This is a genomic window from Shewanella sp. ECSMB14101, assembly GCF_000773485.1.
Classification (GTDB): Bacteria; Pseudomonadota; Gammaproteobacteria; order Enterobacterales; family Shewanellaceae; genus Shewanella; species Shewanella marisflavi.
Genome location: NZ_JSFF01000033.1, coordinates 1 through 14,071, shown reverse-complemented (window position 1 = coordinate 14,071; position 14,071 = coordinate 1). Strand labels below are relative to the sequence as shown.

The 14,071-nt window shown below is 50.2% G+C and carries 10 protein-coding genes; 4 read left to right on the top strand and 6 right to left on the bottom strand.

Annotated features, from left to right (window positions below; translation table 11 throughout):
* Positions 1-20: 20 nt before the first annotated feature.
* Genes NY07_RS17485 through NY07_RS17475 form a run of 3 tightly spaced genes read left to right on the top strand, consistent with a single transcriptional unit; the run spans position 21 to position 2,052 of the window.
* On the top strand, positions 21-596 hold the full coding sequence (locus NY07_RS17485; protein ID WP_052125885.1) for an RNA polymerase sigma factor: 576 nt from the start codon (positions 21-23) through the stop codon (positions 594-596).
* Positions 596-1,108: a hypothetical protein gene (locus NY07_RS17480; RefSeq protein ID WP_033540650.1), complete on the top strand. Its 513-nt coding sequence runs from the start codon at positions 596-598 to the stop codon at positions 1,106-1,108. Before NY07_RS17485 ends, NY07_RS17480 begins: the two co-directional genes overlap by 1 nt.
* On the top strand, positions 1,105-2,052 hold the full coding sequence (locus NY07_RS17475; protein WP_052125884.1) for a DUF4097 family beta strand repeat-containing protein: 948 nt from the start codon (positions 1,105-1,107) through the stop codon (positions 2,050-2,052). The genes NY07_RS17480 and NY07_RS17475 overlap by 4 nt, the downstream gene beginning before the upstream one ends.
* Before the next feature lie 60 nt (positions 2,053-2,112).
* Here NY07_RS17475 and NY07_RS17470 read toward each other — a convergent pair whose 3' ends face one another.
* On the bottom strand, positions 2,113-3,033 hold the full coding sequence (locus NY07_RS17470) for a LysR family transcriptional regulator (protein WP_033540649.1): 921 nt from the start codon (positions 3,031-3,033) through the stop codon (positions 2,113-2,115).
* A 614-nt stretch (positions 3,034-3,647) separates the two neighbouring features.
* Between NY07_RS17470 and NY07_RS19850 the strand changes: the two genes are divergently transcribed.
* Positions 3,648-8,615, top strand: coding sequence for a S8 family peptidase (locus NY07_RS19850; RefSeq protein WP_033540648.1), 4,968 nt, complete (start codon positions 3,648-3,650; stop codon positions 8,613-8,615).
* 101 nt (positions 8,616-8,716) lie between these two features.
* On the opposite strand, the gene NY07_RS17460 is transcribed toward NY07_RS19850, so the two are convergent.
* From NY07_RS17460 to NY07_RS17440, 5 genes are all read right to left on the bottom strand, one after another.
* Positions 8,717-8,950, bottom strand: coding sequence for a hypothetical protein (locus NY07_RS17460; RefSeq protein WP_033540647.1), 234 nt, complete (start codon positions 8,948-8,950; stop codon positions 8,717-8,719).
* 283 nt (positions 8,951-9,233) lie between these two features.
* The gene (locus NY07_RS17455; protein ID WP_033540646.1) at positions 9,234-10,922 is read right to left on the bottom strand and encodes an NAD-dependent malic enzyme; all 1,689 of its coding nucleotides are present in this window, start codon (positions 10,920-10,922) and stop codon (positions 9,234-9,236) included.
* A gap of 210 nt (positions 10,923-11,132) precedes the next feature.
* Entirely contained in the window at positions 11,133-11,597 is a 465-nt protein-coding gene (locus NY07_RS17450) for a DUF1456 family protein (protein ID WP_033540645.1), read from the bottom strand.
* A 55-nt stretch (positions 11,598-11,652) separates the two neighbouring features.
* The gene (locus tag NY07_RS17445) at positions 11,653-12,744 is read right to left on the bottom strand and encodes a serine hydrolase domain-containing protein (protein ID WP_161783172.1); all 1,092 of its coding nucleotides are present in this window, start codon (positions 12,742-12,744) and stop codon (positions 11,653-11,655) included.
* 47 nt (positions 12,745-12,791) lie between these two features.
* On the bottom strand, positions 12,792-13,973 hold the full coding sequence (locus NY07_RS17440) for an Nramp family divalent metal transporter (protein WP_140946963.1): 1,182 nt from the start codon (positions 13,971-13,973) through the stop codon (positions 12,792-12,794).
* Between the last annotated feature and the right edge of the window lie 98 nt (positions 13,974-14,071).

Genomic DNA, 14,071 nt, shown 5'->3' with positions numbered 1-14,071 from the left:
AACCTATTCAACTCCTGCCTATGTCTAATAGGTATTGTTTATTCACAGGGAAGACAGAATTGAGCGTACTTACGAGTCCCGATGATGCTCATCAGCTCCTCGACGCCGTATTGGTCGAACGTGCCAAACAAGGAGACAAGACGGCATTTCGGCAACTTTACGATCAGCACCACAGACGCGTCTACGCTCTCTGTTTTCGCCTGGCGGGCCAAGCGGAATTAGCCGAGGAAGCCACTCAAGAAACCTTTGTTCGCTTGTGGCAGAAGCTACCGCTTTTCGATGGTAAGAGTCAGTTTACGACCTGGCTGCACAGCCTAACGGTCAACCAGGCTTTAAGCTGCATCAAGAAACATAAAAGTTTCTGGACCAGGATGCTGCCGGCCGAGCTGGCACCCGATCTTAGCAGCGCACCGCTTGAATACGATGGACTGGATAAGCTGATATTACGTCTGCCGGAACGTGCCCGTATCGTCTTTGTGCTCTATGCCTTAGAGGGCTATCAGCACGATGAGATAGCCAAACGGCTAAGCATCGCTCAGGGGACCAGCAAGGCGCAGTACCACAGGGCAAAACAACTTTTGCAGGAGATGATCTAATGGCCGACAAGGGTGACACATTAAGGCGCCTTATTCATGATGCGCCAACAGAGATGACGCCTGAGCGCGATCTCTGGCCAAGCATAGCTAAAGGTCTCGATGCACCAACAGCGAGCTCGCCGAGCTATTGGCGACCGGTGGCCATCGCCAGCACTTTGCTGCTGGCCCTATTGGTCGGCAAGATAAGTTTTTCGCCAGAGGCGCCAGATGGGCAAAACGATGCCCTACTGCATACCCTGGCCGCCATAGAGGCGCAGCACCAGACAAATATCGCCGCCCTCACCCTAACCAAGCAGGTCGACTGGAAAACCAGTCCCTATAGCCAACCGGTTGAGCAGGGAATAGAACAACTCAGGACGGCGGCCAAAGAGATCTATGAAGCGCTAAAGCTTAATCCCACAGACAAGCAGCTATGGCAGCTGTGGCTATGGACACAGCAAAGAGAGATAGAGTTAATCAAACAGGGGCAAAAACTCCCTGTCAATCGCGACACCACAGGAGAGATGATATGAAGATGCAAACTAAAACTGCCTATCTGGCTATGCCCCTATTACTACTGAGCCAATCCTTGTTAGCGGCTCAAAGCGTGGATAAGCGCATCGAGGTCGAGGGCGATCTGCGTCTGAACCTTGAGGTGCAGCGCGGCGACGTCGAGATCCTCTCCTGGGATCAGAACGCCATATCCATCACAGGCACCTTAGATGAGCTGAGCGAAGGCCTTGTTGTAGAGCAAAAAGCCGGCACTATCTCCATCGAAGATAAACTGCCTCGCCATTACTCGGGCAGCAATAAGGAGGGCTCACGCCTTACCATCAAGGTGCCAGCAAAGCTCAAGCTGAACAGCGAAGGGGTATCGGCCAACTACAGGGTCAGTCAGCTATCGGGCGATATCAATGTGCAGACCGTCAGCGGCGACATTAAGGTCGAAAGCCTTAAGGAGCAAGTGTTCATCAATACCGTCTCGGGCGATATCAGCAGCCAAGGGCTGCAGGGCAAGCTTAAACTGGAGACGGTATCGGGCAACATCAAAGACAAACAGAGTCTGGGCAAGGTCAGCTACACCCTGGTTAGCGGTGAACTTAACGCCGACAGCAGTGCCGACCAGGTCTCTATCGAGCTGGTCTCGGGTGATGCCAAGGTGACCTTAGATAAAGTGGATCGCCTCAAGGCTCAAAGCGTCAGCGGGGATCTGAACCTCTCGGTATCCGCCCTAGCCACCAAGGCCAGCTTGGATAGTGTCAGTGGCGACATCAGCTTTAGCCTACCGGCAACCCTGGATGCCACCTTCGCCATCGACGGCGGGCCAAGCGGCGACATAGACAATCGCCTGACACAGGATAAGCCGAAAAGACCTAAGTATGGCCCCGGTAGCTCACTGCAGTTCCAGATGGGTAACGGTAGTGCCGATATTATCGTCAGTACCATCAGCGGCGAAATCAACCTCAAAGCACGTTAAGCTTTGAAATTGAAAAAGGGCTTTTAAAGCCCTTTTATCTTTTTAATCCATCATTCCAATCTAAAACCCCACGGCCTCGACGGCTGAATCTCCTAAGAGCAGCTCGATAAACTGCGAAGCTGTCTGACTCAGTCGACGATTTCTCATCGAGACGACACTATAACTAGCGTTAATACTGGGAATACCAACCACATCCAGCGCAATCAATTCACCGGACAGCAGCTCCTCCCGCACTGAAATATCGGGCGTGATCACCACCATATCGCACTCTTTTATGGCCGACTTGATGGCTTGAAATTGCGCGTATTTCACGAGTCCCGCAAAATCATGGCGCTCCTCATCAAAAAGATCCTCAAAGCGTTGCTTGAGCAGTTGTGGCATAGCACTGGGCATCCCGAGAGGATAATCTCGCAAACTGGGTAAATAGATCCTGCTTAATCGCGTTAACGGGTGGTTGGGGCGGCAACAGAAAATCGCCTGAGATTGCGGCAAGCATTGAGTCACCAGATTATCATGCTGATCAAGCAAGGTGGCATTGGTCTCGGCGATAAACATATCCAAGTGCCCCTTGAGTAACTGTTGGTAGAGGCGGTTCCAGCTCTCCACTTTCAGCTCCAAAGAGATCTCTGGATTATCGCGAATAAAGCGACCTACTATAGGCCCAATAATACTGTTGGATGGAATGGGGCTAGCACCGATAACCAGTTTAGCTTTTTCTATTCCCTGCTTAGCCTTGATCTCCGACTCCAAGTATTCCATTTGACTGACAATTAACTCCCCCTGTGCCAGGACTAAACGGCCATACTCTGTCAGGGCGAATTGTTTTTCGTCACGCGCTAAAAGACTGGCTCCCAAGCGCTCTTCCATCTTCTGAATACTGCGAGATAACGATGGCTGTGCGAGGTGTAACTCTTCGGCAGCCTTACTAAAGCTCTTTAACCTCGCTAATACAATAAAATGCCTTAAATGTCGTAGTTCCATCAACTAAACCCTGTTTTTGTTTTTATTTTGGTTTTGAGTAAGCCCGGCACCTAACATGCTCGAACAACATTTCTATCACTTTGCATGACGAAGTTACATAGGCGCCAATACTCACAAACAGGGTCACACACCTATGCCGATTAACAGCCAATTGGTGTCGGCTCAAACATCGTAAAATCAACCACTATAAAATCAGAGAGTTAAAAAAGTTACCAACAGTGTTCACCAGGCATATGCAGCCCAAACCACCCTGGCAACACAAATTTAACAATTTGTATCAGTTTGCTACCAAATGCTACATCCACTGTGACGTTTGCCCCCATCACGACAACCGCGACAATATGCCAAACAAGCACATTCAACCGTAACACGAAAAAAATATCAGAACTATTAACCACAAAACAAACAACTGGCAGGCATCGAAACCAACGAACAGATAGTTATCCTCTTGATTTGATGATCCAGCCCTACCCTGTCATACACCTTGTGCATACCCCTATAGCTTTTACGCATTAGCTTGTCACTCCAATACCCAATAAAAACGATAGCTGTACGAGTACCTTACTTTTGCACCCAAGCCCAAGCTTTGAAAAAGAAGAAAAAGGGAACGATCAATGAAATTGAAGAAAATAACGCTCATGACAGTGGCAGCAATCTATGCTGGCGCTGTCGGAGCCAGTGCTATACAAAGCGCACAAACGACGCCAGCTGGCGCTCAAATTAAACCCATTAAAGTCACCGACGAGGTAATACGATCTAATGAAGATCGTTTTCGCGATCGCGCTTTTCCTGATGCATCGGCAGAGACTCAACCGACTGTAGGCCGAAATGTACACCGCGCCTTTAGTGATGAAAACCGCAAAGTGCCATTCCAATTTGAAGCCGATATTCAAGGTGAGCAAACCTACATTATCGAATTGTCAGACAAGCCGGTATCGCTATACCAGGGCGGTAAGGCAGGTCTTCAAGCCACTTCTGCAAGAAGCAATACGATCCCTGCAAGTTTAAGCCCAGATTTACATAACAAAATTGACCTAAACAGCTCAGCTGTGAAAGCTTATCGCTCTCATCTTAAAAGCCAACAAGATGCGATGATTTCACAAATATCGAGCACAGTCGGGGCAAACGAAACCCTGGCGCAATATCAGTTGGCCTTCAACGGTATGTCTATGCGCATGACGCAAGATCAGGCTGCCAAGGTGGCTAATCTACCTAATGTGGTCAGCGTGACCCGTGAAAGGATCTACGAGCTACACACTGATGTGGGTCCACAGCATATAGGTGCCGACAAATTCTGGACCGGTGAAGTGACTGGAACAGCCTATACAGGTAAAGGCATTGTAATAGGTGTTCTCGATACCGGTATCAACACCGACCACGTGTCGTTTTCAGCCCAAGGCGATGATGGTTATGTCCATACCTTGCCCGCGCGTTACGAGCACTATTTAGGCGACTGTGAAATAGAAGAGTTCGCCAATATGTGTAACGACAAACTCATTGGTGTTCGCTCATACCCTATCATTACCGACTCTTACACAGAAGCCAGCTTCCAGCCCGATAAAAAATGGTGGGAGATCACTGGGCCTGTGCGTCCGCAAAATGGTGAGGACTATAATGGTCACGGCTCACATACCGCTTCAACAGCTGCCGGTAACGTACTGTTAAATAAACCATATATGGTAACGGATGTTGGCGTCACCAGTGATGGTAAAGCGACCAACCTTGAACTTCCTCGCATGTCGGGTGTTGCGCCCAATGCCAACATCATCATGTATCAAGTTTGTCACCCAGGTGACGGCACCTTAAACGAGTTTCGCGGCTGCCCAGGCTCTGCGCTGCTCGCAGGTCTTGAAGATGCGATTGCCGATGGCGTGGATGTAATTAACTATTCAATTGGTCAAGCCTTTGGTAATTTCCCTTGGGAAGACCCAATGGAAATGGCGTTCTTGGCAGCTCGTGAAGCCGGTATCTCGGTTGCCGCGTCTGCAGGTAACTCTTTCGACCCAACGGTTGCTAGCCAAAGACATGGCGCCATTGATCACCTTTCTCCTTGGGTGACCTCAGTTGCCGCCACCACTCACAGCCGTGAGTTTGGCGTTGAAGGCAAGATGATCACCGGCGTAACCGGTGGCGATCAACCCCTTGCTGATATTGAAGGCGGCGGGATAACCGACAGCTATACAGGTCCGGTTGTAGACGCCAAGGCCTATGGTTGGCAATACGAAAAATGTAACGACCCCTTCCCAGCAGGCTTCTTTGACGTTGCCCCAGATGGAACACCATTTGATGTGGCGCCTATCGTCGTCTGTAAGCGCGGTGATATAGCCCGAGTTGATAAAGCCGTAAACGTTGCCGCAGGTGGTGCTGGCGCAATCATCTTACGTAATGCCAGCAGCTCAGAAACTATCGCTAACGATCCTTTCGTTATCCCTGGCATTCATGTGCCTTATAGCGCCTATTATGGCGATGCATCTAACAACTGGTATGGCCTATCTTCATGGCTAGCTAACGGCAGCGATCACAGGCTGACGATTACCGCCTCTAACGTTGTAACTAAGACTCGAGATGCCAATTATGTGGCCGACTTCTCCTCTCGTGGTCATAACTTTGCTAACCCAGAGGTAATGTCACCTAACCTGGCCGCACCAGGTGTTGACGTGTATGCCGCTTGGGCAGATGACATGCCAATGACAGCGGTAGGTACGCCAGGTGACTATAATGCAATCAGCGGTACCTCAATGGCTGCCCCACATGTAGCTGGTGCCATGGCCCTATTGAAACAAGCGCAACCAAGTTGGACCCCTGCGCAAATTCAATCGGCACTAATGACCACTGCAAGCTTAGAGGGTGTGACTCGCAGTATCGAAAGCTACCGTCCCGATGGCATTGAAGCCGCTAGCTTCAACGATGCGGGTAGCGGTGTCATCAATGTGGCTAAGGCATACAAGGCCGGCCTCATCATGGATGAAACTGCCGATAACTACCGCGCCGCCAACCCTAAAAATGGTGGTACTGTCAGCAGCTTGAACTTGCCTTACTTCTTCAATGAAAGCTGTAACGGCACCTGTACCATGATGCGTACCTTTACCGCCACTCAAGACGGTACTTGGACGGTCGATGCCAAGGCATTAACCATGGAAGGGGCTGACATGTTGTCATTGGAGGTGTCTCCTGCAAGCTTCACCTTGGCCGCAGGCGAGTCGCAATCCATCATACTAACGGCAAAAGTGCTAGAAGTTCAGGCACCAGGTGCTGACTCATCTTCGCTGCGTTTACTCGGTGATGTGACTCTAACGCCAAGTGCCAGCGACATGCCAATGCAGCACCTGCCTGTAAGCATACGCTACAGCGGCACCAGCATGCCTGAGAATGTGATGGGCAAGATCCACCGCAAACAAGGTCATCTGCTGACACCTGAAATTCACACCGAAGAAATTCAGCAGTTTAACTATGAAAGCAATGGATTAGTGAAAGCTGAGCGCATTGATGCGCAGATGAAGCGCAGCGACGCCAGAGGTTATGCTAACCGTGCAGAGCGAGAAGCCGACGGCCAGGTAGTACGTTTCTTCGACGTGCCAGAAGGCACTAAGCGTATCGTTTGGGAAGTCATTAACGCCGATTATAATGCCTACGCAGCTATCTACTTAGGTAAAGACGTTAATGAAGATGCTGACATTCAGTGGTTAGATGAGGCGATCTGTTATTCAACGCTAGATAGCAATGATTTCTGCGCTATCAACAACCCTACGCCGGGCACCTACTGGGCCTATGCGTCTAACTACAAGTATGAATATGAGGACCCAGTTAACCTTGCAGATAACTTCACCCTTGCGTTAGCCATTATTGGTAACCAAGACGAAGCTAACCTCGTCGCCTCAGGCCCAGAGATGACCAATGGTATGGATCCATACCGTGTGCAGCTCAACTATGATTTACCCGACGCAGAAGAGGGTGATATCTACTATGGTTATGTCGGTATTGGTAGCGACAGCTATAACGATGCCAACCTAGGTTATATTCCGGTGCAGCTGATTCACAGCGGTAGCGACACCCAGGTGACTGCCAGCCAAAGCGCTGCCAAAGCAGGCGATATTGTCGAGTTTGAAGTATCACTTGCCCCGAACCTACTCGGTGGCGAGCGTGAATTCAGCTTGAGCACTGAGCTAGACCCAGGCTTACAGCTAATTGAGGACTCAATTAGCGTTGCCGGTTACCCAGAGTATGCCGAGGCGATGACAGTTGACGGCAACACCATTAGCTTTAATGCTGTGCAACCCTCTTCGGTCGCGACTAAGCGTCACTATGTATTTACCACAAGTGTCGAAGATGCTACCTGCCGAGTCCCAAGCGAGCTGCAGTTCGATGATGAGCTTTATGTCGATCTCAGTTATAACCTGCCGAGCTCAGCAATGGGTATCACAGGCTACTCTAACCGCTACTTGACGTTGAACATGTCATCTAATGGGTTACCTCATGTGCCGCTATACGGTGCAGAAAAAGATATGCTTCATGATATCTTGGGGATCTCACCATTTGGTTATGTGAAGTTTGATGAAATGCCTGAATTCTATAACTATCATCGTGAATTCAACGATAACTTCCAGGACTTCCCTGATACGATAGTTGCGCCGCTCTGGCGTGGTGACGTGATGATGTCAGACCCTCGCTTTGATATGGATCGTGGTGAACCAATAAACAACGTCTACGGCGCTGTCATGGGTGACTACTATGTCTTCCAATGGAAAGGTGGTACCGAAGTACGCAACAGGTTCACGGGTAACAATAACCCAGACCCTGATGCCTTCTTCGATATTGAGACCATTATCTCAACTAAGATCGATTTTGCTCCGGGTCAGCATGAGATGATGTTCGGCTATAAGTCCATGGAAACCTTTAATGCTCAATTCGGCTCTATCGGTCTGCATGGTTACTATGGTGAACGTGGAACCTTTGCCCCTGTCGGTGGCTGGTTAAACGATGGGTTCGCATTTAATAATGTGGACGAGAAAGTGTCTGAAGGCATGCTGGTGTGTGCTAACTATCAGGGTCCTGAAAGCTCAGGCCTGACCGTCACCTTCTCTGCTCGTGTATCAGCTAACGCCGTTGGCCTTGATAATGCGGTTACCGTATCAAGCCAGTACAGTGATTCAGAAATGATTACTGTATCGGAAGTGATCAGTGCACCAAGCAACCTGAAGCTTGTTGCTATTGGTGACCAAAGCATCGAGGAAAACAGCACGCTTACGCTAACTGTGGCCTACACAGATCTGAAAAACACTGTAAATGGTATTCAGGTCAGTGGTGACAATATCAGTGCGACCACCGAAGGTGACACTATTGTTATCACACCAACTAAAGACTGGTATGGTGAAACCATGGTTACCGTTACTGTGCATGACATGGCCTATCCGTCTGATGCCGACTCAACCAGCTTTATGCTGACAGTGAACTCAGATGGTGTGGAACCCGCACCTGCGCCAGAAGTTCCAGAAGAGTCAAATGATAGTGACTCGGGTGGTAGCCTTGGCTTCCTGGCACTGGGTCTACTTGGCCTGTTGGCTGGACGCCGTAAACTGCACTAAACCGCAGTTGGCAAAAGAAAACCTGTCGTTAATTTCGACATAATCTAAGGGCCCTCATAGAGGGCCCTTTTTTATGCGCTCAAATCAGCTCGCGCAGTGCCTTATTCCATACCGTGGCAATCGGTACACTCTTTAATGGTCAACTCAGGCATATGAATCTCTGCATCCGGCGCATGGTTATCACCTAAGGCATGGCAATCATTACAGGTCGCGAGTGTTGCCTCTGACTCTGTATGCATAGTGATATCGATTGACTCGTGGCAATCACTACAATCGACAGCAGCGACAGCACCGGCAAAAAGCAGGCCGGCGGCTAAGGTAGCTAATTTTTTCATCTTGGGCTCCTGGTATCAGCAAGTTTAATAGCTAAATCTAACGTTTTCACCGCGCAAACAGGCGAGCAAGACAAGGCCTTACTCACCAAATACAGGGTGTTACTCACGCCAGCTTTACCAGCCAAGATTAAGCGAAACTTAAAAAACGATACCGAACAAAGGAAGTGCAAACAGGATCATGTTTTGTATTAACACTTTGTGAGCAATAGCAAAATTTCATCAAAGCCTAAAACCAAAAAAGCTGCCCTAGGGCAGCTTTTTATACAGACACTTAATGGTACGTTTAGAAAGAGGTACGCTTATAACGGCGATATTCCGCCGTCCAGAAGTTATCATCTATCGTCTGTACCAAGAGCTCATCGCTACAAGGCAGCGCATGACCCTGTTCTATCGCCACTTTGCCTACCGCAAAGGCGATATGCTTACTGACCGCATGAATATCTTCCAGTGCTGGTAGCAAGGAGCCTTCCCCGTCTTTGGCCAAAGGTGAACACTCTGCCAGCGCGCGGCTCGATGCCATTAACATCTCATTACTGACACGCTTGGCGCCAGACGCCAGCACGCCCAGGCCAATACCTGGGAAAATATAGCTGTTATTACACTGAGCGATCTCATAGGTCTGCTCCTCGATCACCACAGGCTCAAACGGGCTACCGGTTGCCACCAGCGCCTGGCCCTTAGTCCAGTGCAGGATATCTTTTGGCGTAGCCTCGACCCGACTGGTTGGGTTAGACAGTGGGAAGATGATAGGACGCTTACAGTGCGCGTGCATCGCCTTGATGATCTCTTCACTGAACAGACCCGGGGCTCCAGATACACCAATCAATACGGTTGGTTTACCGTTATTCATCACATCCAGCAAAGAGATGTTCTCGCTCTCGGTATTCCAGCCCCCAACCTTGGCCACCTTTTGCGCCAGGTTCTGCTGAAATGGCAGCAGGTTAGGCATATTGTCTTGCAACAATCCCCAACGATCCACCATGAAGACCTGCTGGCGAGCCTGCTCGTCGCTTATCCCCTCAGAGACCATCTGGGCGATGATCGCCTCGGCGATACCACAACCTGCACTACCGGCACCGAGAAAAGCGATTCGCTGCTTACTGAGTTTAGTCTTCGCCGCCTTACAGGCCGCTAGCAAGGAGCCCACTGTCACTGCCGCAGTGCCCTGAATATCGTCGTTAAAACAACAATATCTGTCTTTGTAACGCTCCAGTAGCGGCATGGCGTTTTTCTGGGCAAAATCTTCAAACTGGATCAAAGCATCCGGCCAGCGTCTATTGACCGCCTCCATAAAGGCCTCAACAAACTCGGCGTACTCTTCACCGCCAATACGCTGATTACGCCACCCCATATACATAGGGTCTTCCAGCAGATGCGGGTTATCTGTGCCTACATCTAAGGTAATGGGCAGCGTATAAGCCGGACTGATACCACCGCAGCTGGTGTAGAGCGACAGCTTACCGATAGGGATACCCATGCCGCCGATCCCCTGATCCCCAAGACCTAGGATACGTTCGCCATCTGTGACCACGATGATCTTCACCTTCTGACGGGTCGAGTTATTCAAGATATCGTCGATACGATCTTTATTGGGATAAGAGATAAACAGGCCACGGTTACGACGATAGTTTTTAGAAAAACGCTCACAAGCCAGACCAACCGTCGGGGTATAGATGATCGGCATCATCTCGGTAATGTGGTTTTGCACCAAACGATAATAGAGGGTCTCGTTGGTGTCCTGAATGTTTCTCAGATAGATATGCCTGTCGAGATCATTGCTGAAGTTTTTGTACTGATCATAGGCACGCGAAGCCTGCTCTTCGATAGTCTCAATCACATGGGGCAGCAAGCCTTCGAGGTTAAAGAAGATACGCTCCTCTTCGGTAAAAGCACTCCCCTTGTTGATTAAGGGCGCTTCAAGAATGGCTGGGCCGGCAAAAGGAAGATATAGCGGGCGTTTATTATCGTCCATTGGTAACCTTTTCTCTATCTGTGGGTATGGTGGAATGGCTGTGCTATCAATTTTGGCAAGATTACCACAAAGTGTGATCTTTGTTGCCTTTCCGTCGATCATTTTTTTGATTATTTTCACACCCCTATTGTTTTAAACGCCTATCGCATTGACCAAACTGCAGGCATAAAAAAACGCGGCCTAAGCCGCGCCTTTAGCAAATGATAGGATTTACTTACCGCGATATTTGATCGACAAGCCAGTTAAGAAATTACGCAGCACCTGATCACCGCACTCCTTGAAATGCTTATGGCCGGGCTTTCTAAACAGGGCGCCCAGTTCAGACTTGCTCATATTGAAATCGGCCAGGGCCAAGGTCTCGATAACGTCCTCTTCACGCATCTCCAGTGCGATCCTTAACTTCTTAAAGATCAGGTTGTTGTTTAACTGAGAGACTGGAGCTGGGATCTCGGCACCTTCACGCAGGCCACGTTTCTCGATAATCAAACCATCCAGAAACAAACAAAGCGTCTTGTCATTGCAAGGCTTGTAACCCTCTTCGGCCTCTTTCTTCAACATGTTGAGCAAGACCTCTTGGTCCATCTCATGTTTGACCTTGGCGAAGATCTTGATCATCTTGGCATTTTTGTAATCAAATACAAAACGTAAACGGCGTAAAATATCGTTATTAATCATAGCTTAAGTTCTTAAATAATCGGCTCGCGCGGGTGCGCCTGCCTCTGGGACGACATTATAGCCGACTTTGCCCCTGCGAAGCCGCTTTATTTTCACTGCCCTGCAACAAGGCATCTTGTAGCGCCAGGCGCAGTTTGTCATGTAGACCAAACACCTTATCCATGTCATCCAGAGGCCAGGAGGCGTTTTCCAGCACCACCAGGTAAGTGTCGTGCTCGGGATAGCTTAGACTCAGAGACTGATAACCCGGCAGATAGCCAGAGTGACTGTACTCTTTGATTCCCTGGAGATTCACCTGCACCCCATAGCCGTAATAGAGTGACGACCAGCGATGGGGACGTAACATCCTCGGCGTTATCATCGCCTGATATTGAGCATCAGGTAGCAAGTTACCGCCATGCAAGGCCCGTAAATAATTTAACAGACCCGAGGCAGTGCCTGTCATACCACCACCGGGTAGCAGGTTCATCTGTACCTCATACTCCATAGGTTCACCAGAGCCGATCTCTATACCCTGAATCAGCCCTTGCTGCGCTCCTAACTGCGCCCTGATGCCACTAACGCCATGAGAGGCTAAAAAGCGGTTTACTAAAGAGGCAAAGGACTGCTGATACTGTGCCTCAAGCAACTGAGCCAGCACCTGATAGCCTAAATTGGAATATTGAAAGTCACTGCCCGGCGCGAAGCGATTGGCCTTACCCTGCGGCGCTATCCCCGAGCTGTGGCTGAGCAGCTGATCTATAGTTATTCGCTCGTCGTAGCTCGCCAAACCAGCCGCTTTCAGATAGGGATTAACCTTATCATCCAAAGTAAATTGTCCATCGGCAACCGCCTGCATCACCAGGGCGGCAGTGATCATCTTGCTCTGAGAGGCCAACATAAAACGGCTATCGAGTGTGGGAGGGGTTCCCTCTTGATAGGTATTGCCCTTGAGGTAGACGATATTACCGCCCTGCATCAGGGCGACTAAGCCGTAAAAGGGTCGCTCATTATCGGCGATGATCGCATCCAAACTACGACCCAGTGCCACATTGCCTGTCGGACTCAGGTCGGCTTGTACCTCACTCGGCACCGCTAGAACTAACGGGCTAGCGCCCAATAGGCTCGCCAGCAGGCATAGGCTAGCCAATCTTATACCCTTTCTCATCTTGTTTTTATCCATGTGGTTTCGGCGGCCTTATCAGCCTCCATGACTCAGCCGAGCCATTTCCAATATATAAATAAAGCCGCAAACCCTAACAGATAAGCCATACCTATCCAAGAAAGCAGTCGCATGGCCAGCCCATAGCGGGCACTCGGCGCCAAATTGTCACTGGTCATCAAACGGTAATTGAGCCAGGCAAAGATGATGGTGGTCATAAAGGCCAGGGTCATCACAAACTGCAGCAGCGGCAATAGCGCTCCCTTGAAGAACAAGATGATCCCAAGTCCCAAGGCGCTCACCAACAGCATGATAATATTTAGGCCGCGTTCGCTAGCCTCTTCGCCTCTCAACAATTGAACACTCAAGGCCAAAGTCCGGCTATAACCATCGACCACAGTCACAGTGGTGCTGAAGATACAGAGGAGTGCTACCAGGGCGATCAGGTAACGACTTCCCTCACCCAGCACCTGGCTGTAGAGCTGGATCAACTGCTCGGCAAACTTGGCACCAGAGGGGGAAAAGTGCACCCCAGAGCCGTGCATCACCATGGCGCCGAGCGAGAGAAACACCAGGGCCAAGACTGCCGTGGTGATAAAGCCTAAATTAAAATCGAACAGCGCCTGCTTGGGCGTCACCAGCTGCTGTTTCTGCTTCTCCAGTAGCCACAGAGAGTTCCAGCAACTGACCTCTATCGGCGCAGGCATCCAGCCCATCATGGCCACCAAGAACCCCACATGAGCCCACTGCCAAGGTGAAGGCGACACGAAACCCGGCGTCAAAATAGACTCGGCATTAAAGGCCAATGCCGCTGCGCTCAGGGTGGTGACCGTCAAACAGAGCATGATCACCTTAGTCACCTTGTCGAGCACCCGGTAGTGGCCAAGCACCAGCAATAGTAGGCTGGCCAGCAAGACGATCAGCGCAAGGAGATCGATAGGCAAGGGAATAAACTGAGTCAGCAGCGCCGCCGTTAACATGGCGACCCCGGCCGTACTGGCGACCGCCGCCAGGGCGTTGAGTATTGAGAAGAGGATCAGATACCCACGCCCCTGCCGCTGATAACCGTGCAGCAGGCTCTCACCCGTGGCTGCCGTGTAACGTGCTCCGGCGGCAAAGAAGGGATATTTGAGCAGGTTAACCAGTAAGATCACCCAGGCGAGCTGCCAGCCAAACTCGGCGCCGGCGCGGGTCGAGGCCACTAAATGGGAGGCGCCGATGGCCGCGGCCGCCATCAAGAGGCCTGGCCCGGTGGATCTAAAGAGGCGCGTAGACTGTTGCCAAAGTGTCAAATTCGGGGCGGTTTCAGATAATGGTTTCACAGGGGTTATTT

Coding starts and splice junctions, on each gene's coding strand:
- NY07_RS17440 (WP_140946963.1), bottom strand. CDS start 13,973: ATGGCGGCCGCGGCCATCGGCGCCTCCCATTTAGTGGCCTCGACCCGC.
- NY07_RS17455 (WP_033540646.1), bottom strand. CDS start 10,922: ATGGACGATAATAAACGCCCGCTATATCTTCCTTTTGCCGGCCCAGCC.
- NY07_RS17450 (WP_033540645.1), bottom strand. CDS start 11,597: ATGATTAATAACGATATTTTACGCCGTTTACGTTTTGTATTTGATTAC.
- NY07_RS17470 (WP_033540649.1), bottom strand. CDS start 3,033: ATGGAACTACGACATTTAAGGCATTTTATTGTATTAGCGAGGTTAAAG.
- NY07_RS17475 (WP_052125884.1), top strand. CDS start 1,105: ATGAAGATGCAAACTAAAACTGCCTATCTGGCTATGCCCCTATTACTA.
- NY07_RS19850 (WP_033540648.1), top strand. CDS start 3,648: ATGAAATTGAAGAAAATAACGCTCATGACAGTGGCAGCAATCTATGCT.
- NY07_RS17485 (WP_052125885.1), top strand. CDS start 21: ATGTCTAATAGGTATTGTTTATTCACAGGGAAGACAGAATTGAGCGTA.
- NY07_RS17480 (WP_033540650.1), top strand. CDS start 596: ATGGCCGACAAGGGTGACACATTAAGGCGCCTTATTCATGATGCGCCA.
- NY07_RS17445 (WP_161783172.1), bottom strand. CDS start 12,744: ATGAGAAAGGGTATAAGATTGGCTAGCCTATGCCTGCTGGCGAGCCTA.
- NY07_RS17460 (WP_033540647.1), bottom strand. CDS start 8,950: ATGAAAAAATTAGCTACCTTAGCCGCCGGCCTGCTTTTTGCCGGTGCT.